General features: G+C 42.8%; 18 protein-coding genes. 12 read left to right on the top strand and 6 right to left on the bottom strand.

What is annotated here, in order from left to right:
* Positions 1-147: 147 nt before the first annotated feature.
* From AC5JL8_RS21485 to AC5JL8_RS21495, 3 genes are all read right to left on the bottom strand, one after another.
* Positions 148-5,583, bottom strand: coding sequence for a beta-ketoacyl synthase N-terminal-like domain-containing protein (locus tag AC5JL8_RS21485; RefSeq protein WP_495881718.1), 5,436 nt, complete (start codon positions 5,581-5,583; stop codon positions 148-150).
* 296 nt (positions 5,584-5,879) lie between these two features.
* The gene (locus tag AC5JL8_RS21490) at positions 5,880-6,158 is read right to left on the bottom strand and encodes a hypothetical protein (protein ID WP_495881719.1); all 279 of its coding nucleotides are present in this window, start codon (positions 6,156-6,158) and stop codon (positions 5,880-5,882) included.
* A gap of 793 nt (positions 6,159-6,951) precedes the next feature.
* Positions 6,952-7,164: a hypothetical protein gene (locus tag AC5JL8_RS21495; RefSeq protein ID WP_495881720.1), complete on the bottom strand. Its 213-nt coding sequence runs from the start codon at positions 7,162-7,164 to the stop codon at positions 6,952-6,954.
* Here AC5JL8_RS21495 and AC5JL8_RS21500 point away from each other — a divergent pair.
* Positions 7,154-7,591, top strand: coding sequence for a hypothetical protein (locus tag AC5JL8_RS21500; protein WP_495881721.1), 438 nt, complete (start codon positions 7,154-7,156; stop codon positions 7,589-7,591). The genes AC5JL8_RS21495 and AC5JL8_RS21500 overlap by 11 nt on opposite strands.
* A gap of 276 nt (positions 7,592-7,867) precedes the next feature.
* Here AC5JL8_RS21500 and AC5JL8_RS21505 read toward each other — a convergent pair whose 3' ends face one another.
* Positions 7,868-11,614 (bottom strand): CHAT domain-containing protein, encoded by a 3,747-nt coding sequence (locus AC5JL8_RS21505; protein WP_495881722.1) that lies wholly within the window; start codon positions 11,612-11,614, stop codon positions 7,868-7,870.
* A 315-nt stretch (positions 11,615-11,929) separates the two neighbouring features.
* Between AC5JL8_RS21505 and AC5JL8_RS21510 the strand changes: the two genes are divergently transcribed.
* Complete coding sequence (locus AC5JL8_RS21510; protein ID WP_495881723.1) at positions 11,930-12,184, top strand: UPF0175 family protein; 255 nt, start codon at positions 11,930-11,932, stop codon at positions 12,182-12,184.
* A complete protein-coding gene (locus AC5JL8_RS21515) occupies positions 12,177-12,662 on the top strand; it encodes a PIN domain-containing protein (protein WP_495881724.1) in 486 nt (161 codons plus the stop codon). Before AC5JL8_RS21510 ends, AC5JL8_RS21515 begins: the two co-directional genes overlap by 8 nt.
* Here AC5JL8_RS21515 and AC5JL8_RS21520 read toward each other — a convergent pair.
* Entirely contained in the window at positions 12,599-12,940 is a 342-nt protein-coding gene (locus AC5JL8_RS21520) for a hypothetical protein (RefSeq protein WP_495881725.1), read from the bottom strand. The two genes, AC5JL8_RS21515 and AC5JL8_RS21520, sit on opposite strands and share 64 nt — an antisense overlap.
* A 342-nt stretch (positions 12,941-13,282) precedes the next feature.
* On the opposite strand from AC5JL8_RS21520, the gene AC5JL8_RS21525 reads away from it, so the two are divergent.
* Positions 13,283-13,690, top strand: a complete 408-nt coding sequence (locus AC5JL8_RS21525; RefSeq protein WP_495881726.1) for a hypothetical protein — start codon at positions 13,283-13,285, stop codon at positions 13,688-13,690.
* Between the two features lie 304 nt (positions 13,691-13,994).
* On the opposite strand, the gene AC5JL8_RS21530 is transcribed toward AC5JL8_RS21525, so the two are convergent.
* Positions 13,995-15,314, bottom strand: coding sequence for a ParB/RepB/Spo0J family partition protein (locus AC5JL8_RS21530; RefSeq protein WP_495881727.1), 1,320 nt, complete (start codon positions 15,312-15,314; stop codon positions 13,995-13,997).
* A gap of 84 nt (positions 15,315-15,398) precedes the next feature.
* Between AC5JL8_RS21530 and AC5JL8_RS21535 the strand changes: the two genes are divergently transcribed.
* From AC5JL8_RS21535 to AC5JL8_RS21570, 8 genes are all read left to right on the top strand, one after another.
* Positions 15,399-15,659, top strand: a complete 261-nt coding sequence (locus AC5JL8_RS21535; RefSeq protein WP_495881728.1) for a hypothetical protein — start codon at positions 15,399-15,401, stop codon at positions 15,657-15,659.
* 590 nt (positions 15,660-16,249) lie between these two features.
* Entirely contained in the window at positions 16,250-17,449 is a 1,200-nt protein-coding gene (locus AC5JL8_RS21540) for an ABC exporter membrane fusion protein (protein WP_495881729.1), read from the top strand.
* 157 nt (positions 17,450-17,606) lie between these two features.
* Positions 17,607-18,785: an ABC transporter permease DevC gene (devC, locus tag AC5JL8_RS21545; protein WP_495881730.1), complete on the top strand. Its 1,179-nt coding sequence runs from the start codon at positions 17,607-17,609 to the stop codon at positions 18,783-18,785.
* 92 nt (positions 18,786-18,877) lie between these two features.
* On the top strand, positions 18,878-19,882 hold the full coding sequence (locus tag AC5JL8_RS21550; RefSeq protein WP_495881731.1) for an NAD-dependent epimerase/dehydratase family protein: 1,005 nt from the start codon (positions 18,878-18,880) through the stop codon (positions 19,880-19,882).
* Between the two features lie 104 nt (positions 19,883-19,986).
* Positions 19,987-20,454, top strand: a complete 468-nt coding sequence (locus AC5JL8_RS21555) for a DUF2141 domain-containing protein (protein WP_495881768.1) — start codon at positions 19,987-19,989, stop codon at positions 20,452-20,454.
* Positions 20,455-20,630: 176 nt separating this feature from the next.
* Positions 20,631-21,899, top strand: coding sequence for a glycosyltransferase family 2 protein (locus AC5JL8_RS21560; protein ID WP_495881732.1), 1,269 nt, complete (start codon positions 20,631-20,633; stop codon positions 21,897-21,899).
* 476 nt (positions 21,900-22,375) lie between these two features.
* Positions 22,376-23,641, top strand: a complete 1,266-nt coding sequence (locus AC5JL8_RS21565; protein WP_495881733.1) for a glycosyltransferase — start codon at positions 22,376-22,378, stop codon at positions 23,639-23,641.
* A gap of 187 nt (positions 23,642-23,828) precedes the next feature.
* Positions 23,829-24,404, top strand: a complete 576-nt coding sequence (locus AC5JL8_RS21570; protein ID WP_495881734.1) for an REP-associated tyrosine transposase — start codon at positions 23,829-23,831, stop codon at positions 24,402-24,404.
* The last annotated feature ends 53 nt before the right edge of the window (positions 24,405-24,457 follow it).

Below are 24,457 nucleotides of genomic sequence, written 5' to 3' on the forward strand. Positions count from 1 at the left end.
TTTCTTCTCTCCTCTTCTCTGCGCCTTCGCGTCTGTGCGTGAGAAAAAAAGATTTTTAAACGAACCGCAAAGGACGCAAAGTACACAAAGGAAGAAGAATTTTGAAGAGAGGGAGATGAGGTGTTACTCGTTGTCTCCCTCACCTCTTTACTTATCAGATGAACTAGTGAGGGTAACTCGCCCTTGAGCGCCGTAAGCAACTTCACTTATATAGAGATTGGAGTCGTGCAATTCAGCAATGATGTGTTGTGCTGATTGTTGAGCATCTAGACTGGGGCTAAGGTCGATCGCTCTCGAATATACTTTGGGCCATTCCCATCTCATTGTTTTGGTTAAGCCAGCTAAACCAGCACCGATGACTCCAAAGTTGACGTTATGCTCAAACCCGAAGGCTCCATCTAAACGAGCTACAGTTACAAAACAACTGCGTCCGTAACGCGCCGCATCATTGAGGGGTTTTTTTAGGTGTTTGGCCATTAAGAAGACGTGTTTGACGATCGCTTTTTCTTGTTCTAGATAGGAAATTGTCTTTGTGCGACTTACCGGAAATACAGGGTGAAGATGAATGAAAGCCCCAATGTTGCCGAAGTTAGTGGCGATGCCTTCGGCAACCCCTGCGGAGAACGCAGATAATTTATCTTGCAGTAGCTGTTCACTCAAATCTGCTAGGGTTATCCTCGTCACGCCTGGGGGTAAGAGTGCTTGTTGAGGAACAATCGATTGGGGGAAACTTAATACTACGATTTTCCAACCTTTCTCGATTAGAGATTGCACTACCACCGAGGTGGTGAGGGAACCATCATCGGTGACTAAACCAATGTGTCCCTCTGGTAAACTGAAATCTAGATAATCTGGTGTTGGCAGGAATTTGAGTTTAGCGGGAAGCCGTTGGACGTTGTGGTCTACATTTATAATTGGCTCATCGTCAAACTCAAGCTGATACTTTTTTTTTTCACCTCCAGCCAGCTTCTGGAGATAATCAACTATTTGACCGATGGTGCGTAAGTCTCCCAGTTCTTCGATATTAGGCTTAGGTAAATCGGGGTACATCTCCTGCATTGCGCCCAAGATTTCTACTCGTTTAATGGAGTCAATCCCTAAATCTGCCTCCATGTCCATATCCATTTCCAGCATCTCTACTGGGTAACCTGTTTTTTCACTGGTAATGGTGAGTAGAGTTTGACCTAAATCTGCGTAATCGCTGGTAGTTGTTGTTTCAGTTTCGGGGTTGAATAAGATAGTGTCGCTGGCTGGGGTTGATTCAAAACTAACTACTGGCTCAGGAGGAGTAACTACAGTCTCTACTGGAATGACTACTTGGGGAATTTCCGCAACTTGCTGTACTTCTTGAATCGCTATCTCTACTGAGACACTTCTAGCAGTGTGAGATTGCAGATACTCGACGACTTGGCCAATGGTACGTTTTTCTGCCAATTCTTCTAAATTTGGCTTGGGTAAGTCGGGGTATAATTCTTGTAGTCCACCCAAGATTTCTACCCGTTTGATGGAGTCAATTCCTAAGTCTGCCTCCATATCCATGTCCATCTCTAACATTTCAATGGGGTAGCCTGTTTTTTCACTAGTGATGGCTAACAGGTTGTTACCCAATTCAGCTAAATCGACGGTGCTAGATACAGGTGCAGGTTCTGGGTTGAATGAGATAATTTCAGCTACAGGCTCAGGCTGAACAGGAAGCTCAGGAATCTCAACTACAGGCTGGGGCTGAATTTCTACAGCTTTGGGCGTGGGCGCTACAGGAATCTCAACTACAGGTTGAGGTGGAATTTCTACAGCCTTGGGCGTGGGCGCTACAGGAATCTCAACTACAGGCTTGGAAGTTGTAGCTGAACCATTTTGAGCGACAGGCTCAATTAGAGATACAGGCTGACTTGCTACAATTTTGGCAGTAGGAGGTACAGGTGCATCGGTAACAATTTGGGCTGACAGCACTGGTTGAGTAACTTCCTCACCAGAAACTATCTGCGAATACTCTTGCTGAATAAGTTGGAAAAAGTTTTTGGTATATTCTACTTGCTCTTGCAGATACTGCTCATGAATGCGTAGTGTTTCACCTTGTTGAGAATGAAACTGCATCATGCTGCGCTCTAAGCTTTCCATGACAACTTGCTTGAGCTTGGTAGTTTCCGCAGAAGATTTAGCTTCAGCTAGCAAGGAATTTTGCTGCTGCATCAATTGGAAAAACGTTTTGGCGTATTCCATCTGATGATTAAGATATTGTTCGTGTACTTGTAAATTTTCGCTTTGATTGTTCTGAAACTGTGCCAGGAGGTATTCTAAACTCTCTAGAACTCGTTGATGATTTAGAGGTTTTTCTGGTGGTGTTTGCATCTTAGATTCCTGGGCTGGTTGATCTAAAAGGGTCACAGGATTCATCTGAGGCTTTGGTTCAATAATGAGATTGCTGGTAACAGGGGATGCTTTTTTATGTCCATTACCCTGGATTGCTTCTGGTGTGGGAACTGGAGAAGCTGTATTTGCAGAGAACTCAGGGGTGACGTGGTTTGTTAAAGCTGGCTCTGGGGATGGCGCAGCAGGTAGTTTTACTTGATGTCCGTTCTGCAAAGCTTGTGCAAAGGCGTTTTTGGTTTTTTCCGACACATAGTTAATGCCGTTTAAACGCACATTTAATGCCTTCTTCTTCTCATTTTCCAGTGCGGGAAGTGCAGGTGGTAGTTGATAAGGGTCGAGGTTTTTCAAAGCCAAGCCAGCTACGCGCAACTGTACAGCCGCTTCTCGTAGAGAGCGATCGCTACTCTTTTGAGTGCTGGGGTTCAAAGATACGGTAAGATGAGGGCGATCGCCAAGGATATCTTTGACTAAGTTAGTGAGAATCTTTCGAGGCCCAAATTCCACAAAGCAAGAACCGCCGACTGCGTAGATATTCTCAATCTCCTGCTTAAACAGCACCGAGTTTGATAGGTGAGTTTCGAGGATTTTTTGAATCGATTGAGCTTCTTTGGGATACTGTTTGCCAGTGACGTTGCTAAAAACAGGGATTTGGGGAGCTTGGAAGCTAACTGTCTTAGTAGCGATCGCAAAGGATTTTTGAGCAAAAGCAATCAAAGGTGTATGGAAAGCTGCGGATACAGGTAGTAAAACAGCCGCATAGCCTTTGTCTTGCAATGCTTGCCGAACTTTGGCGATTTCGGCGGTAGGCCCGGCTAATACAACTTGTGTCGGAGAATTAATATTAGCGATCGCTACTTGGGGAAAATGTCTCACAACCGCTTCTACTTTGCCAATTTCTTCTTTGACGGCTAGCATACTTCCCGCATCATGATCCGGGTCTTCGGGAGCCGCCATTGCTTGACCCCTAGCTTTCACCAAGAATAAGTAATCTTGCTCGCTCAAAACCCCCGCAGCCCACAAAGCTGTCAGTTCCCCAAAGCTGTGTCCAGCCACAAAATCTGACTTGAAGCCAGCTTGTTGCATAATGGAATACAACCCAGCACTCAACACCCCGATCGCGGGTTGAGCATATTCTGTCCGTTGTAAAGCGGCGACTTGGGCATTTTTCTCTGCTTCTTCAAACGTTGGAGCAGGAAACACGATCTCCGACAACGGCCGCAAATTATCTTTGAGTAACAAACTATCCATTTGCCCGTAAAGACGGCGCATTTCGGGGAAGTTCATCACCACTTCCCGCCCCATCTCTAAATATTGAGAACCTTGCCCAGAAAACAGCGATACGACTTTACCGCCCAAATTCATCCCAGCGGAACGGAAGTAAATTCCTTGGGGATGCTCCCAAGAGATTGCTGAACCTTTGTGTTTTAGCCAGTCAAGACTAATTTGCAGTAACTTGCAAGCTTCTTGCAGATTCTCGGCGACAAACCCAACTCTCGCCGCAGCTTGGGGAATTTCTTGAGATGTACACTCTTGAACTAATTCTGCATAATGTCTTTCGCCATCATTTGACTGCAACTTACCCAAAGTTTCTTCACACTTGGTTACAAGTTGGACAGAAGTACCAGCAAATAGCAGAATTTCCGCAGGTGCATTGTGTAAGCGGTAGGGGCGGTTTTGTTCGTCTCCATATTCTTCTAAGACGACGTGATAATTTGTACCGCCAAAGCCAAAGGAACTTACACCCGCGCGTCTTGGGGCTTCACCTTCTGCCCGAATCCAAGGTCTAGTTTCTGTATTTAAATAGAATGAGGAATTTTTAATGTTGAGTTTGGGGTTTGGCTCGGTAATGTTAATCGTCGGTGGCAATATCTTGTGATGTAATGCCAAAGCAGTTTTAATTAAGCTTGCTGCACCCGCAGCTGCTTTAGTATGTCCAATTTGCGATTTCACACTGCCAAGAGCGATGTGCTGCCTTTTAGAGTCATGTTCACCAAAGAAATCTCTTAAAGAGCCGAATTCTGTGGGGTCGCCAGCCATTGTGCCTGTGCCGTGCGCTTCCATCAAACCCACAGTAGCGGGAGAAAAGCCTGCATCTTCATAAGCACGTTCTAAGGCTTTTACTTGACCTTCTTTGCGGGGAGCATAAATGCTCTTGTAGCGTCCATCGCTAGAAGTACCAATGCCTTTGATTACTGCATAAATTTTATCGTTGTCGCGTTCCGCATCTTCCAAACGCTTCAGAACAATCATGCCGATACCTTCACCTAGCATCATCCCATCCGATTTAGCATCAAAAGGTCTGACATTCTCGCTAGGCGAAACAGCCGGGGTTTTGCTGAAGGAGATGTAAGCCATGATGGTGTTGTCGGTGTCAACGCCACCTGTTAGCATCATGTCGCTGCGATACTCGACTAGTTCGCTAATCGCCATTTTTAAAGCGCCGAAGGAACTAGCACAAGCAGCATCAACTACACAGTTCATCCCGCCAAAATTCAGGCGGTTGGCAATTCTACCTGCAACGACGTTGGCTAACATTCCAGGGAACGCGTTCTCGTCCCACTTGACATAAGCGCTTTTGATTTTTTCAACAATTTTTGCGGTATCTTCATCAGATAAACCGCTGCTTTTGAGCGCTTTTTCCCAAATCGGATACTCCAACCGTGCTGAAAGTGGCATTCCTAGCTGCTTGGCCATCGCCACGCCTAAAATTACCCCAACAGTCTCGCGGCTAAACTCACGATTTTCACCATAGCCAGCATCTTCCATTGCTTCTTTCGCAACTACTAAACTTAATAGTTGCGATACATCTGTGACTTCCAAAATGCTCGGTGGGATGCCGAATTCCATTGGGTTAAAATCAACTTCAGGAATAAACCCACCTCGTTTACAGTAGGTTTTATCTTCCGGTGTTCTGGGGTTTGGATCGTAGTAATCTTTCACGCTCCAATGTGTATCAGGAACATCGGTAATACAGTCAATTTTGTTAACAATATTGCGCCAATATTCCCGTAAATTTCTGGCCTTGGGAAATAGAGACGCCATACCAACAATGGCTATAGGATTTTGTTGTAATTGTCTGTTAATCTTGTTAATGGACATTGGTTTTTCTGATTTCACTTTTTTCTCCTCTATAAACCGAATCAAAGTCTTTTCACAACTGTTGATTTGAGCTTCCAACTCCGCCAAGGCAGTATCAATGGAATAAGCAGACATAGGACATAGACTAATCTGGGGGACTGTAAATTGCGAAGCTACAGTAATTTCTGTTGCCTACCAACAATGAGAAGTTCTCTCTTCTTATCAGCAGCTAGCTATCCTATCTGCGATTGCCTTCGGCAGTGCGCTCCGCGCAATCGCTCCGCACCATCGCGCAGTGTGCCACAGGCTAAATACTTTTTTGGAATTAACACCACACAACACATATTGCCCTGATTAAGCCTCGATTAATTAACACTTTTGGCGTGTTCAGGCTATTTTGGAACATAGCGATTAGTGAATGTGTAAAAAGACTAGACAACGCTTGACTCTTGATATTGTGGTAGTAAGTCAATGACGTTATTAAAACTGGTAAAATAGTCTTGAAGTGCGTTAGCTGCTTGACCTGTAAATTCAATCCATTCGTAGTGATAGAGATTTTGAGCAACTGTATCCCACTGGAGCAATGGAAACTTAGGGGTAGCTATTAAGACAGAAACGCTTTTTTCTCCCAAACTCGTTTGATTATCTAGCTTTATTGCAGCAACGTAGCTGGTGTTAATGACAACGTTCTGTATCTTGATAAATGTCATAGCCAGTTTCAGCGTCCAGGATAATATATTTTATGCAATTTGCCCGATAAAAGTTGACAATTTCGTTACAGAAAAAACATCACCTTTAGTCCGAATTTATGCATTTATTTGAACAATAATTGAGCAGTTATAAGGTGATGACAAAGCGGCTTGGTTTAGTTTTTTCTTTTCTACTATCCAGAAATCAACTAAATTACCTGCCGCTTTGAAACACTTGAATTAATACAAAGACTAGCACAATTTAAATAAATTGAATTGTTTATTTCAAGTTATTTAAGAAAGAAAATTGAGTGTTGCTGACAAAAAGATTTAATTAAGCTGAAAGCATCAGTATCTTTTTTCACCATGATTAGCAACCTTATATTTGCTTGCTTATGAGCTAGATATCGGATTAAATAATAATTCCAATAATAACCGTAATGAATAAGCCAAATAGATTACGTTGTGATTAGTACAAAGATTGCATGAAGTAGTAACCGTATTTTTTTCAGCATAACATCATAAAACCCCAAATTTTTTTAGTGTTTTTTCAAGATAATTCAACATAAGAAATAAATAAGTGCTTTATAAAGCAAAGCTTAATTTTGCTAAAAGTGCATTATAAACAGCAATTTTATTCCAAACATTCTCTCGTTTACCTAAGAGGATGTTTTAAAAGTCCTCTTGTGCGTAGCAAAAAATTATAGATCCCCCTAAATCCCCCTTTTTAAGGGGGACTTTGATTCCAGTTCCCCCCTTAAAAAGGGGGGCTAGGGGGGATCAGCAAGTACCTAAAATCACAGCAAACCACTTTTCAAACAACCTCTAAAAGACCACCTACAGGCTGTAAGCCTGGGGCTAATACCAATTTGAAAAAGAATGCGACAGATGGTAGGGGCAAGGCAATGCCTTGCCCTCTAGAATATATTGATGTGTCGCCAACTACAGCAGTTTTGCCGTGCATGGCATATACTACTCTATGATTATTCTTAACAGAATTCTCTTGAAAATCAGTAATGAACAGCATCTTTACCCCCGAAGAAATTACTGCCCTCTCTGCCGAAATTGACCGCCAGTTAACAGAACTGCGCTATGCCCCAGATTCAGAGCAAAAACAAGGAGAGGATAAAATATCAGATGAAAAGATGCTGGTAAAACAAACCGCAGCAATTACAAATCTTACACAAGAAAATTCTCAGAGTTTTTTGCAGAAATTTGGACGAGCTGCTAAAAGTGATTTATGCCAAGAAGGGGGAATGCTGAATAAGCAGTGGCAGAAATGGGGTGATTTGGATAATAAGGATGCTGTGGAACGCTTGGGTGCAGTGTTGGTAACAATGGGTTTTTCGGGAGATGTGTTATCTCCTTTAGTTGTTGCAATCACGGTGATTATTATTCACATTGGATTGAAAGCTTTTTGTGAAGATTATTCTTCGGAAGTGGAGAATAAATGAATTTTGCATCACGCAAAGGCGCAGCGAAAAGTCGAGCCAGCGCGTTGCCAATACGGTTCGGTTGAGATCCCCCCAACCCCCCTTAAAAAGGGGGGCTTATATTTTCTTATACCCCCTTTTTAAGGGGGTCGCCGCAGGCGGGGGGATCTTGACGGTGCGTTGCGCTGCGCGACAACACAACGCCAGTTTGCTCAAGTCGGGAAACCCGCCCACGCAACTGGCTCCCCTACATTTACTGCAAATTACGAATTACGAATTACGAATTACGAATTATTATCACTCTGCCAATAACGCTTCAAGGGATTGAGGGTCAGCAATACCCCGCAGGATAGCGGAGATAATCATAGAATCTTGCCAATCTAACGGCTCGCACAGTATATTCTCATCTCGCTCGCCTGCTAAGATGCGACGGATGGCAGCAACGAGATTTTGCCTACCTTCTGCGGCATTCTCCATCACAGCTTCTAGCTGTTCCCTCACTTCTGCATTATCCACAGCAGCTACCACCAGTGTAATAAACTGCCCATGTTGCCGCAACTCATACTGTGTCCCCGCGAACGCCGCTTTTGCTTGCCTTGCTTGGCGACGATATTCTTGAGCTGGGGTGGTGTCGCCCTGCTTGTAGGCAATAGCTGCCAAGAGGTCATAGGTTGTCCAAATCTCAGCCGCAGCTGGGTCTAAGGTTCTGTGGATGGCTAATGCTTCTTCTGCCAATTGTCGGGCTTCGCTGAGGCGGTGGGGTTGATTTTGTAGTATGACAGCAAGGTTACTTAATGTCCGAGATGCACTTGCTTGATTTTTTAATTGTTGATATTGTTCTAAAGCTTTACGAGCCCAAGCCTCTGCCTCTATCAGTTTGCCAGCAAGTAGATTGAGGTAGCCTAATTGTTGCCAAGTTCCTGCTGCATCTGCCAGATTTCCTAGAGATTCTTGAATTTGTGCTGATTTTCGGTAGGCATCTTCCGCAGCGTCCCACAGCTTGCCTTCTTCGTACACCCTACCCAGGTGATGCCAAGCCCTGGCTTCTGATGCTGGTTCGTTGAGTTGCTGGTAAGTAGTCAGTGCTTCAAGGAAACGCTGTTCTGTTTTTGAAGGGTTGCCTTGCAGCATAGCTAGAGTGCCAAGTTGAAAATTTGATACCGCAGCTCCACGAAGGTTTCCAAGCTCTTTGTAAATAGCTAATCCTGCTTCATAAGCAATGCGTGCCTCACCATAATTTCCCATATCTTTCAGCGCATTTGCCAATTCAGTCTGCAACGCTGCCATCAGGTTCTTGACATCATCAGACTGTTCCAACTGCTGCGCCACTGCCAACCCCTGGCGATAGAGTTCTGCGGCTTGTGCTGTTTGTCTTTGCAACCTCAAGCAGCGCCCCAGCAAACCCAAAGTAACACAAAGGTTATAACTTGGTTGCTCACCCAACTCTGCCAGTATCTCACTAAACACCTGCGCTGCTTGTTGATAGCGACCATCATTGAATAATTGCTCGCCTGAACTACTACGGCTGAGAAACCATGTATCAAAACCGACTTCTCCAGTTAACTGAGCAATCCGTTGATTTAGTCTAGTACGATCGCGGTTAAGTCCAAAGTAGCCAAGAAATTTGTTTACATGGTTAACAAATTCTACTGCCCATTCTGCACCTGCATCCAACGCGCCGTGAACTGCATAAAGTAAATTCGGTAATTCCCTTTCGGCAATGGCACGGGCAAAATGAGGATTTTTTGTATCTTCAACGTACAAATAGCCAGAAACTTGATAATACCACTGTTGATAACGGGCAAGCAGTTGTGTCTGTGCTTCTGGGGATAAGCGCGGCCACAAGGCAGGGGCTAAGGTGGGGTGAAATTTGAGAAAAGGCTCATCAACTTGAATTAACCCAGTGGCTTCTAATGCTGGGCGCAAAGTTTGCCACTGTGACTCAGAAATTTCTGTAATTTTCAGCAAGTAAAGTTCTAACGCCCCGCCCTGAAACACGCCTAAACGAGGCAACAACTTCATTGCTTCAGCATCCAACCGTTCTAAAGATAAATTCAACGATGCCAATAGGGGATTATCTGGTGTTTGGGCAATCAAGGTTTCTAAGCGTTTCCCCAACTCTGCTGGACGGCGACTTTCCAACTGTTTCGCCAATAAACCAATGGAGAGGGGATGAAAATCCACCAGTTTAAATAATTCCAACAACACTTCGCGTTTAGGTGGGTCAAATTTGGGTGCTAGCGTCAGTTTAATCAAACTCTGGAAATACGCTAGGGCATCTTCTTGTCCCAAACCTCGCAAAGGTAAGGAGATATGTTTGCGACTGCCTTGTATGGGATAATCGGGATGGTGAAAATCTGGTGTGCGAGTGGTGAGTAATACCCGACATTCCCCAACCTCAGACCACTGTTTTGCCACGGTTAACAGTTCTCGTAGAGTTTCTGCTGCCAAGGTTTCTAAGTTATCTAAAATCAGTAATGTGGCTTGGTTACGCAACGCCTGAGTTGCCGCCGCCCCATCAATTAAACTCTCGTCTAACACTGTCGCCAGGGTGCTAACTGCAAAGCCTACAGCATCCACACCACCAAAGGCAGCATAATTAACAAAACAAACTTTCTCAAACATCCCGGTGCGGTGTAACCAGCGTCCTGCTTCCTGGACAAGATAGGTTTTTCCCTGTCCACCAAAACCCGATACTGTGAGGCGGCGCGTTCCCTGCACAAACAATCTTTCTATCTGCCATAATTCCCGGCTACGACCGAAGAATCCAACTTCTTGTAAATCCGGCAAGTTTCCCCATTTTGGTGACTCGCCGCTTTCTTGGTTGTTCAAGTTTTGCTGCAATAATGGGGTATCACCAGCCGCTTGATACAAGGCAGGTAAAAACCAATCTTGCAATTTTAACTGTACTCGTTGCTCACCCCGTTGCCGTTCTCCCCGTTGTTGGTTGAGATACAAGTCTCGCCGCGCATTATCTAATGCTTCACCCATACCTGCACCAGACACTAAACCCTGATAAAACTTGGCAAACAGTTGATGGGCAGTTGTCACTAATACCGAATAAGTCATTGCCAAGACTGTGGGAATACCTGCATGGGTTAACCTAGCGGCTACACTACCCATTGCATCCTCTCCATCTTCCCCACCCATCGCCGCCGACTGACAGGCAGACAAAACAATTAACCCCACTTTTTGCCGATTCAGCATATCACCCAAGGTTTCGGCAGTAATCAGGGCTTTTTTCCCTTCTTTATCTTCAAATAACAAATAACCTATATTGCTGCCGTTCTCATTCCCGCCTTTAGTTAGTCCCACCGGGTCGCTATGTTTAGCCTGTTCTTGGAAACGCCCATCTAAATCAAATACCCCATGACCGTCAAAATGCACAATATCAACAGGGGGTTTGCGCGAGTCTTCTAGCCGCGCTACTAAATTATCCAAGGTGGCTGGACGCAAAAATTCTACCTCAACCCTTCCGGCTGCTTCTTGTTGAATGGCATTCAATACTGCCATTGCTTCACCACGGGGGTCAATAAATCCCGCATCACTGGGACGGCTAACGACAAACAATAACCGCAATCGGTCTTTGACTTGCACTTTAAAAGGTCTGCGTCCACCCCCTGCACCAGCCAAACGACGACGAATAGAAATGCGGGGATTTTCGTGAAACAAATAAGTACCTTCTGGGTCGCGTAACAATTCCCAAGGCAGCGATAAAATTGCTGGATGACTAGCGCTGATTGTTAATAAGCGTCCTGGTTGATTTTGCTCTTGAAAATCATTAAACAGCCGTTGAGCAGCCCGATGTTGAAAAACCGCATTAAATAAATCTTCGCCCCATTGCCGGAATTTTTTTGCTATCCCTTCTGCCCGTGTATCATCTACATCCGTGGTGTAATGTGCCGCATAAGTTTCTAAGTACCAGCGAATCTCTTCTCTGTCTGCTGCACTCAACGGTGAGGCAAAATCCAGCCTATCAGTGTCTTGCCCATCAAATGTTACAATGACTTGATGATTCTCTGGGAAGCGGAGATTTAATTCCATAGTCGGCTGTTTGGGGTGTGGGCGTGGAAGCTTATTTGAGATAATACAAACTTTTTAGCCTAAATTCCGTAAAAATGCTAGGCGATCGCGTTTCCTTTGAGCATATTTTAACTAACTTGATTTTTAATCTATTATGCAGTGCGTTAGGCTTAATTATGTATGGCAAACTATGGCGTGAGTTCAAGCGATCGCCAAATGAGCTTTAGTTACCAATATCACAACATACATAGAGTTTTAACACTACCATTAAACATTGTGTATAGAGTCAAAGAAATGTTACCCTGAGCCTCAAAACAAGCTGCCAATTTAACTATTATGACCATACAAATTAACATCGAACTTCCAAATGATGTTTTTTCAGCACTCCGCAGTAACCCAGAAACGTTTGTTCAAGAGATGCGTTTAGCGGCTGCTGTCAAATGGTATGAAGTTGGTATGGTTTCCCAATCCAAGGCTGCTGAAATTGCTGGAGTTAGCCGTCAGCAATTGTTAGAAGCACTCCATCGCTATAATGTTTCACCTTTTCAAGTCACTCCCGAAGAATTAGCCGAGGAGTTAGCGCGTGACTAGACAATGGGTTGTGAATGCCTCGCCATTGATTGTACTAACTAAGGTTAATCAGGTTCATTTGCTCTTTGAACTCTGTAGTGAGGTTGTCATTCCTAGCGGTGTTGTCCGAGAGATCTGCATTGCACCAGATAATGACCCTGCAAAACTCTGGATTCTAAATGAAGGAACTAACTATATTCGAGATGTGGAACAAGTTGATCCAGTGATTGCTGCATGGGGTCTTGGTTTAGGAGAGAGTCACGTTCTCACCTATATATATATAAATCCTGGCTATGAAGCAATTTTAGATGATCGCGCCGCCAAAACCGCAGCACTTGCTTTAGGAATTCCTGTACGGGGAACTCTAGGTGTTATTCTTCTTGCAAAACAGGAAGGTAAGGTAGAAGCCGCTAGACCGATTTTTGAACAACTGATTCAGGTTGGTTTTAGAGTCAGTACGCAAGTTTTGGAATCAGCACTTAGACTTGTTGGTGAATAGTACATTAGATGTGTTGAACCAGAAACTGCGATCGCAAACTCGCCAACAACAGAAGCCACTATCGTTAAGTCAATAGTGGCTATTCTCAACTCAGTAGTGGCTATTCTCAAGTCAGTAGCGGCTATTCTCAACTCAATAGTGGCTTTCCTTAACTCAATAGCGGCTATCCTCAACTCAATAGTGGCTTTCCTTAACTCAATAGCGGCTATCCTCAACTCAATAGTGGCTATTCTCAACTCAGTAGCGGCTTTCCTAAGTTTCCTAAACGCGAAACTCATAGCCCGCCTCCGAATGAATTCGGAGCCTAATAGCAAAAGTAAGCTAAAGCTAACTAAAAATTATCACTTATCCCCAGTTTACTTTAGTAAACTTTGCCTATTAGCCTTGGAATTCATTCCAAGGTGGGTAGGTAAGCCTTGCAATGTTGACACAGGTGGGCAATGCCATGCCCTCTAGAATATATTGATGTGTCGCAAACATTATTTGAATTGGTATTAGATACCGAAATATTACTGATATTAGCTGAAAATTGTACGTTCAAAAATTGCTATTTATGCTGAACCAGATTTCGATTTAATTAAGGCAAGCTATGTTTAGAACTATTTTTAAAGGGCAAGTTTATGAGTCGCAAAAAACGTAAATCCAACGTTTTAGAAAAAGTTGAGTCAAGAGCAGCCGGGATGAAATTGGTCGATCCAACTCTGAAACTGGATGATGATTATAGTCTGGAGAAACTGCTGGAGTCAATGGAACAGTTACGTACTAAACTTGAGGTTCACAATAACGCTCTGTCTTTAGCTGATTCTTCTTTAACTGAAGTTGAAGAGATGGAGAAAAATTTGACTAAATTTTCTCAAAAGATGCTAATGCTAATTGCTATTAAGTACGGCACAGATAGCCCTCAATATGAAACAGCAGGTGGTGTTCGAGATAGCGATCGCGTCCGCAAAATGAGGTCGAGCCGCTTGAAAAATGTTGCACAACAAACATCAAATAATAATAGTAAAATCGGGAATTTTAGCGAATAGAATGAGATTGTTGGTTAAGTAATGATGGGTTAAACCACCCATCCCTAAAACCTTGGTTTTGCGTTGCTTTCCCGCCCTGCAATAAATTGCGGGCTAATAGCTAAAGTGCGTTGAAACGCACTCTTATACCAATCAAATAATGTTTGCGACACATCAATAATATTCTAGAGGGCACGGCAGTGCCATGCCCCTACTATCTGTCGCATTCTTTTTTCAAATTGGTATTATTAAAGAAATTGAAGATAAATTGTGCTGATGGGTAATACCCCTCTCTTATTCGCCAACAGTCTCACCGCGTCCTTGATTACCCCATTTTCTGACATCGCTTTCCCGTCCACTTCTCCCATCGCAGAATCCCACGGCTGATTAATTCTGGATTCTCGTCACCAGCAAAACAGATCCGCCCCATTCTTTCGCAAGCAATAAGAACCTCACCATGTCCCATAAACGGCGCAATCACAAAATTGTTTTGACTGGTATACAAATTAATCAAGTAGTTGACGATGCCCTCTACTCCTTCAACATTAATTGGTGTCTGTGGCTTGGATAGGAATTGCTGAGAAAAAATTCCTACATAGATGTTGCCTAGCACTAATTCGTATTGAAAGGGCATCTGATTATGCCTGTAGAATTCGTAAATATGCCCTTCCGATCGCAGCACAGCTACAACCCTAGCCTCAGAAACTAAATAATTATGATTCCAAGTAGATGAAAGAGTAGCGATCGCCAAAGCTGCATCTGAAGGTAGCAAATTCATGAATTCTTGCTGTGCCGTATCACCACAATACACTAGATGTCTTTCCAGCATCCATTCCTGACCAACTTTGGCGATCGCTTGTTTCTCTATTACTTCCTCAGACTGACGCTGGGCTTTTTTAAGCAGTAACTTAGTTTCCTTTTCAGCTAAAGCACTTTTGTGCGCCAGCATTTGTAATTCTTTTTGCCTAGCCCTCGCCTCAGCCACAATTTTAGCTTGGCGTTCAGCTTCTTCTTGATCGCCTTGTCCCTGAGCTAATTTCCAAGCCTTTTGTGCTTCTTCTGCTAAGGCACGTTCTTGACTACCAGCCCTTGCTACCTTTAGTAATGCCGTCGGACTGTCGGCGATCGCTGTACCCTTAATAATTTTTTTGACATCTGGGTGAATACTTTTAGCAATCTGCTTACCGTGCTGAAAGGTACGCTCGGAATATCCCGCTTCTCTTGCTAACTCTACAGTTCTTTTGGGAGGTGGTGAAATCATTTCACCACCTTTGTGGGTATGTTGGTTATCCCCGACTTTCGCCCTCAGCCCCATGCGTTCGAGAATTTGATCTCGCTCTAACCACAGTTCTGAGCGCTCTAGAGGCTCTAGTTCATTGCGGATTAAATTCTCGTCAATCTCTGCTAAACGAGCTTGGTCAGTATCTTGGTAGTTAACAATATTGCACTCAATTGCCACTAACCCCAACAGCTTACAAGCTGTGAGACGATGTAGCCCCGCAATCAAATTCAGCTTTTGGTCAACTGTAATCGGGTTCAATAGACCATTAGCCTTAATTGATTCCTTTAACTCATCAACTTTCTCACCCTTTACCGGACGGCGGTTGCGACCAATAAGAATGTGGTCTATGGGCACAATAGGCATAACTACTGTTCTTTAGTGCAGTCAGTTAAAACACCAACAATAGCATTAAGATACACCTAATTTCTAGGTTATGGGGCATGGGGCATGGGGCATGGGGCATGGGGCATGGGGCATGGGGCATGGGGCATTGGGCATCGGGAAGGAGCAAAAGTTATTCATAGTTCCTTCCCCTTGCCCCCCAGTCCCCAGTCCCCAGTCCCCAGTCCCCAGTCCCCAGTCCCCAGTCCCCAATCCCCAGTCCCCAGTCCCCAGTCCCCAGTCCCCAGTCCCCAGTCCCCAGCCCCCAATCCCCAATCCCTAACACCTAATTTAATGAGAATGTCTTATGGTACACAACTGAGCTAATCACAATCCGTTGATAATAGCTAAAGTCGGTTGATTACCCATAATATTTAGAAATTATATGAGGAAATCTACTCAATCCATATTTACAATTTCCTCAGCATTTTATCAAAGATATTATGGATATTTAAGGAAAACGTATGCAGCGAAAATCAGTTGACAAATTAAAAGTTTTTTGCCATACTTGAACGAAAGTTTATCTTAGTTTATTCTGTCATTATTATCAGCGCTTTGTTATTCTTGGATGTCATTATATTGCTAGCGCTACCAGATTTTTAAGTTACTTGAGTCCGTGTGTGTAGAGGATAAACTGAAAATACTTAAAAGTAGCGCTAATATGAATTTAGTCGCTAAACAAAATTCAAAATTAAAAAAGCTTGTTATATAAGCTTTTCTCGTAGTCAGAATTGTATCTTTATTTTTGCTGTACTGGTACTAATAATCTGTAGCAGCTAAAAAGGCGTAAAAGAATTCACATACAACTAATTAGACTTATCTATTTGTGTACGTAAAAACATTTCAGATAAGTCTACTGTAATCAACTGATATAGCCATTAGGCTAACCCTTGGCATAGCACAATTGGAATGAAAATATGGCAGTAAATAAGGAAAGCCAACTATTCAAAAAACCGATACATCGGTGGCAAATAATTTTGGCAGCTTCTGTTGCTTTAGCTACTGGGCTAGCATCTTTTTACGCTTTATCAACATTGTTTCGCCCTAATACTCAGACTCGCCCAGCAAGTACCCCAAAAGTTGCTCCCGCCAAAGTTGCTGTAACCGCTTTGGGACGTCTTCAGCCTGAAGGTGAAATTACTTATTTGTCTGCGCCCAATTCAATTAATGGTGTGCGAGTCGAAAAACTGTTGGTGAAGGAAGGCGATAAGGTACAGGTAGGACAAATATTGGCTTACCTGGAAGACTATAATCGCGCCACAGCAGCTCTGCAACAGTCTTTAGACAAACTGCAAGTTGCTAAAGCCCAACTAGCCCAGGTCAGATCTGGAGCGAAAACCGGAGACATCGATGCTCAAAAAGCGGCGATCGCTCGTTTACAGTCACAATTAAAAGGAGACGTTGCAGCGCAACAAGCAACAATTGCTCGCCTCCAGGCTCAGGTAGAGAATGCTCAAACCGAGAACGATCGCTATCAGCAATTATACAAACAAGGTGCGATCGCAGCTTCTGTAGGAGATAGCAAAGCTTTACAACTCAAAACTACACAACAGCAGCTAACAGAGGCTCAAGCCACCCTTAAGCGTACTCAAGATACATTGCAACAACAGCTTCAAGAAGCAAAATCTCGACTCAATAGTATCAGTGAAGTGCGTGGTGTAGATGTTGAGTTAGCACAAACCGAAGTCAAAAGTGCTACAACTGCTGTCAAACAAGCAAAAGCAGACCAGGATTTAACTTACATTAAATCTCCCATCAATGGCACAATTTTAAAAATTCACGCCAAAACTGGAGAAGTCATCTCCACTTCTGGGTTTGCTGAGATAGGTAAAATATCTCAAATGTTTGTAGTTGCAGAAGTCTACCAAACCGACATTGAAAAAGTCCGCTTAGGACAAAAAGTTACCATTACCAGCCCCGCATTTTCTGGAAAATTGCAGGGAACTGTCAGTGAGATTGGTTGGCAAGTTGACAAACAAAGCATCTTCAGCATCAATCCAGGCTCAGACACAGACCGCAAAATTATCCAAGTGAAAATATCCATCGATAAACCCGCAGATAGTGCAAGGGTGGCTCGGTTAACCAACTTACAGGTTGACGTCGCTATTCACATATAGCTATTAGTCATTGGTCACAAGTAACTAATACCAATTCTTCACCAGGAAACACAGATTGAATCTGGCTTTCTTAATTACGAATTGGTATAACAACTGACCATTGAGAACTAACAATTAATAACTAACAACTGACTACTGACAACCGATAACTGAATCCATGAATTTTAAGATTCCTTTGGCATGGCTACAACTAGCCCAGCAAAAAGTTCGTTTTCTGGTAGCTGTAGCGGGGATTGCTTTTATTGTGCTGCTGATGTTTATTCAGTTAGGCTTTCAAGACGCACTTTATTCTAGCGCTACCGCAGTGCATCAGAGTCTACGAGGAGATTTATTTTTAATCAGTTCTCAATATAAATCTTTGACTTCAAATCAAAGCTTTTCTCGGACTCGTTTATACCAAGCCCTTGGGTTTGAGGGCGTAGAGTCAGTTAGCCCCATGTATTTGCAATTTGCAAAACTAAAAAATCCCGTAACTGGAGAGAAATACTCAATCTATGTTATTGGATTTGACCCAGGTAGATCTATTCTAAATATTCCTGAAGTTGAGGAGAATTTAGATAAGCTCAAGATTCCAGATGTCATGCTTTTTGACAGAGATTCCCGTTCAGAATTTGGGCCAATTGCTGAACAATATGATAGTGGTAATACTGAACAAACAATTGAAATATTTCCCTTTAATTCACTAATTGGTTATAGGGTAAGAGTTGGGGGATTATTCAGCTTGGGGCCTTCCTTTGGCGTGGATGGCAATTTAATTGTCAGTGATTCAACTTTTATGAGGATAAATCCCAATAGCCGTCCGGCAGAAATGATTGATGTGGGTGTGATTACCTTGAAACCTGGTGTAGATCCAAACAAGGTTCAAAAAGATTTGCAGGCAAGTTTACCTAATGATGTCCAAGTTTTTACATACCAAGGTTTTATCGATTTTGAAAAACAATATTGGGCTGTCAGAACACCAATTGGATTTATCCTTAACCTAATGCTGACAATGGCTTCTGTTGTTGGTGTAGTGATTGTGTATCAAATACTTTACAGCAACATTGCTACTCAATTTATTGCTTATGCAACTTTAAAAGCTATAGGTTATGCAAATAATTATTTACTAAATGTAGTCTTTCAACAAGCTTTAATCTTGGCATTCTTAAGTTATATACCCGGATTTATTTTATCCGTACTTCTATATGATTTTGCCATGAAAGCTACTAAGCTACCAATTGTGATGACCTTTAATAATGCATTAGTTGTCTTAATATCAGCCGTTTTAATGTGTATAACTTCTGGGTCACTTGCTATTAATAAGCTCCGTTCCGCAGACCCGGCTGATATTTTCTAAACGATGAAAAAGGAACGCTTGGACTGGTAATTAGTATTTTACTTACAACTCACAACTCAGCACTCACTACTCAAACCAATTATCTCTGCTCTATGAACCTCGAAAATAAAACTCTCCTGATCACCGGAATTGATGAATTTATCGGTTGGCGTGCGGCTGAGTTAGCCATAGCAAAAGGAATGAAAGTCCGGGGACTACAAAGTTCTAGCGATCGCAATCAACAAGTGCAAGATTTAGGCATTGAGTTAATTGTTGGTAGTATTACCGATCCTAAAATTGCCCAAAAAGCTTGTCAGGGAGTAAACATCGTTTTACATACAGCCCAACTTGCTCAAGAAGCTGGCCCACTCAAAGATTTTCGTGAGGTCAATGTTGATGGCACTGTCACTATGGCAAAAGCTGCTAAAGATGCTGGCGTCAAAACTTTTGTGCATCTATCTAGTGTATTAGTTTATGGTTTTAATTACCCAGATAAAGTCACCGAATCCGGGCCACTTGTTGACGAAAATAACCCATACTGTCAAACAAAAATCGCTGCCGAATCAGCAGTATTACAACTAAATTCTCCCCCAGATTTTGGCATTATAGTTATTCGCGCAGGTGATGTTTACGGGCCTGGATGTATCCCTTGGATTGTCCGACCAGTTCATTTTATGCGCCAAAAATTATTTGCCTATGCTAATGATGAGCATGGAGTTATCAATCATGTATATATAGATAACTTGGTTGATGCCATCTTTTTAGCGATAGAAAAAGAAACCTACGGTGAAATCTTTAATATCACTGATGGGCAAGAAACTTCTTGGAAAGAATATTTTACGCGTTTAGCAGAAATATCTGGTTCACCTGCACCTATGTCAATAGGAAAAGATGAAATTAAGTTGTTTCTCAAGCTGCGTGTCCAAGGGCAAAAGCTATTTCGGAAAAAAGCCGATATTCTGCCAGAGTCTATAGATTTTATGACTCGTCCATACGCTTATTCCATTGCCAAAGCGCAAAATCAATTAAGTTACGCACCAAAAATTGACTTAGAAGAAGGACTACAGCGCATACAGGAATGGTTGGAGAAAACAGATATCCAACAGTTGATGAAATAGGAACTGGGGACTGGGGACTGGGGACTGGGGGACAAGGAAGAAATGCCCCATGCCCCATGCCCAATCCTCAATCCCAAAGATTATCTTTAGGAGAATATTAGATGATGTTGAAGCTATCTAAGTTTACTTCGTTTGTTCTCGCTGCTTTAGCAAGTATTAGCTCTGCTAAGATTGTGAATGCTGCACCAACTCAAACATTAACCGTTGTCGTGAATGGTATCCAACACCAAAAAGGAGAAATTTGCATAGGAGTTTATTCTAAAGAAAAAGGATTTCCTTCAAATACTTCTAATGTATTGCAAAGCTCTTGCACGAAAATTACAGGTAGCACGGTAAAACAGCAGTTCTCTGGTTTGAAACCTGGCAATTATGCGGTGGCTATAGTTGATGATCAAAATGGCGATCGCAAACTCAATAAAGACTTTTTCGGCATCCCCACAGAAGGTTTTGGAGTTTCTAACAATCCAACAGTATCAATCCAAACTGGTACACCCAAGTTCCGCGATGCTAGTTTTTCTGTGAGTAAAAATACCACAATCAACATTAACGTCAAATATTCCCTCGATCCGTAAATTTCCTAATTACGAATTACCCTTCGGGTACTCTGCGAGAACCCCTACGGGGAACGGCAGTTCCTCTTTGGGGAAACCACCAAGACCGGACTGCCTCACGAATTACGAATTACGAATTTGTATGCTTCCTAATGACTGATGACTATTAACTAATTCTGCCGGAGGCTTTAAATTTAATGCCAGATTTGGTAATGTTTCTGTGTAAATCGTTGCTGGGTTGGCTGGCTATTCAAGGATGTTTAACCCTTGTTTTCTTGTGGTCTCTGCAATCCAGTCAGCAAAAGTTATTATTAGATGATCAGTTGCCCAAAACAGCGGTTATTCTCTGTCTACGTGGAGCCGACCCCTATCTCAGCGACTGTTTACAGGCATTATTAAAGCAGAACTATCCCCAGTATGATTTAAAAATTATTGTCGATCATCAGGAAGACCCAGCTTGGAAAATTGCTGTTGATACTGTCCAAGAGCAAGGAGCATCTAATGTTGAAATTAGTGCTTTGACGACAGTACGCAATAATTGTAGTCTCAAATGCAGTTCCCTACTGCAAGCTGTCTCAGAATTGGATGATTCCTATAAGATAGTTGCTTTAGTGGATGCCGATACAGTAGTTCATCCTAATTGGCTGCGGGAATTAGTCAGCCCCCTAGCTGATCCTCATGTGGGAGCGACAACTGGCCACCGTTGGTATTTACCCACAGGTCGCTATTGGGGGTCTTTGGTGCGGTACATAGGTAACGTCTCAACAGTTGTGCAGATGTATCTGTTCGGGGTTCCTTGGGGTGGAACTTTGGCGATTAAAACAGAAGTGCTTCGCCAAACAGGACTTCTAGATAAGTGGAGTCAAGCTTTTGGCGAAGACATGATGATCCGTAGCGTTTTAAAAAAATACGGAATGCAGGTCAAATTTGTACCTTCTCTAATGATGCTCAATCAGGAAGAGTGCGATTTACCTAGTTTAAGAACCTCAATTCATCGTCAACTACTCTGCGCTCGACTTTATCACCCCCAATGGATGGCTGTTGTTGGTGATGTGATTTCTAGCATATTATTCCCTAATCTTGTGCTGATGTCTTTGCTAGGGGCGTTGTTGACTTGGCAATGGGAAAGTGTCGCTTTGTTATTAGGGTATTATGGCAGCTATACCTTGGGATTACTTTGGCTGATGGTAATTTTAGAGCAAGGTGTACAGCAAGTAATCCGCGATCGCAATCAACCCAATCAACCACTGGCAAAACTATCATCTCCAATAATTATTAGACTATTGCTTGGCATTCCCCTAACTCAATGGATTTATGGGTTAGGAATGTTGTCTTCTCTGCGGATATCTACAGTTAAATGGCGTGGTATTAACTATCGAATTTCCGGCCCTTGGAATATCCGCTTACTTGAGTATCACCCTTATCAAATATTAGATCAACCAGGCGATCCTAAAGTATCTCTTTGAGCGGCGAGGGACTTTCAAGCCTGTCTCCTATTCCCTATCCCCTGCTATAAATCTGCCTTTCTTAATTACGAACTACGAATTACGAATTACAAATTAGTCGCACATGAACGAGTTAGCAATATTGCTGTCTAAAGTTTTGCTGGGTTAGTTAGCTATTCAAATATTTTTAACACTCCTCTTCTTGTAGAATCTGCGTTCCCAGTACAGCAAATTGTTACCAAATGACAAGTTATACCAATTTGAAAAAAGAATGCAACAGATGGGTAGGGGTAGGGGCACGGCAGTGCCGTGCCCCTACGAAGAATTTATCTGTCGCAAACATTATTTTAATTGGTATTACCTAAATGTTAATCACCTGGGTATGAACTCCCCCTGGCTTGAAAGAGTAATGAAGTGCTGAGTTCTGAGTCGTGAGTTAAGAATAAGAATTTCTCTCCTTGTTCCCGCGTCCCCAATTCAAACTATTCCCTAAAATTATGAAACAGCAACCTCTACGGATTGCACTTTTAACTGGATTATATGCTCCTTTCTTAACAGGGGTTTCAGTCGCAGTACATCAGCGAGTTCGTTGGTTATTACAGCAAGGACATGAAGTTTTTCTCATCCATCCTGAAATCAACGACCAATACCCCAAACAAGTAGGGAACCGTCCCATGCCAGGATTAGAGGAGTTACAGGTTTTCCCTAACTTTTCCTCCTATGCATTCCCTACACAACCACTGATATTCTACAAATCGTTGCCCCAACCATTGAACTACAAGCATTGGAGCGATACTAAGTTGCTGATGAACTTTCAACCCGACATAATTGTAGTTGAAGAATCAGCACAAATGAGAGGGGCTTACTCAGCTTTCTTGCAAGGTTATGGTCGTCCTGTGGGAGTTAAATACGCCAAGCAAACAGGCACTCCTATCGTCTCAGTCTTCCATACAGATATCGTTGCTTATATCAAATATTACTTAGGAAACTTGTTCTTCAGCTTGCTGCGTCCAATCATTCCCTTAATAGTCAAACAGGTGAGTGATGCTTATGATGCCAATTTATTTTCATCACGAGAACAGCTTACCAAATACAAAAATTTGAAATGCCAACGTGGTGAATATTTACCTTATCAAGGCATTGATTGCGAAAAGTTTCATCCCCGCAATATTTGTTATGATCCAATTCCCAATGACCACAGACCAACTTTGCTGTTTGTAGGACGCATCACCGCAGAAAAGAATGTCACTCAACTTTTAGATGCATTTCCTCTAATTGCTGCTAAAATTCCTGATGTGCATTTAGTCATTGTTGGCAGTGGCCCCCTAGATGAACAAATCCGCCGACGTGCCGAAAAATTTAAATCTGGTGTTACCATTTGGGGTGAATCTCACGGCACAGAACTTTTAGGTTGGTTTGCTCGCGCTGATGTATTTATTAACCCCTCCGTCACCGAAAACTTCTGCACCACAAATAACGAAGCCCTGGCTTCTGGAACTCCTGTAGTTGCTGCCCTTGCACCCTCAACCGCAGAGCAAGTAATTCCCGGTCACAACGGCTTTTTAGCTGAACCCAACAACCCGGCAGATTTCGCTCAAAAAGTAATTGCAATTCTACAAAATCCTACACTGAAAACAGAAATGGCGCAGCAGGCGCGTCCTTCCATACTAGAATTTGATTGGTCAGCTTGTATGGAAAAATTTGAAGCAAAACTCTATCAGCTAGTGGCTGGATCTAAAAAGCAAAAGGTGAAGCTTAAGTAGCTTAAGTAGGGTGGGCATTGCCCACCGAAACCCGGATGTGGTGGGCATTGCTTACCCTACTCAATTGATGCTTTTTATCAAATGCTGTTAAGTACAAACCCGAATGTGGTGGGCAATGCCCACCCTACCTTTCTAACACCAAAACGGATAAAACAGAATAAGCACTTACCATCTGTTTTATTCCTCAATGCCCAACTATCGCAGAGCTTACATTGCTGGTGGAACTGTCTTTTTGACACTGGTTACTTATCAACGTCATCCTTTATTTGCTAAACCAGAAAATGTAGCTATGTTGCGTCAGGCTGTGGCAACTGTTCGCGCTGAATCTCCCTTTGAAATTGTTGGTGCTGCTGTTCTTCCCGATCATCTGCATTTTATCTGGACATTGCCACCAGAGGATAGTAACTATTCCAAACGAGTTGGACGTATTAAAGTGTTGTTTACTCGTGCTTTGAAAGGCAATGAATTACTTACAGAAGAATTGCCTTTGTCCCGTGGCAAACATCGAGAACAAGACGTTTGGCAGCGTAGATTTTGGGAACATACAATTCGAGATGAAAATGATTTGAGAAATTGTTTAGATTATATTCATTACAATCCAGTTAAGCATGGTTTAGTTTCTTGCCCTCATTTATGGCAGTATTCAAGTTTTCATAAATGGTTAAGGCAAGGGCATTATAGTAATGATTGGGGATGCCAGTGTAATGATAAAGAGGCAAATATTCCTGATTTCTCTAGTTTAATTGAACAGTTTGGGGAATAGTTTCACAAAGTGTAGGGTGGGCATTGTCCACCGAAACCCGGATAGGGTGGGCA

The sequence above is a fragment of the Mojavia sp. genome (assembly GCF_059505145.1).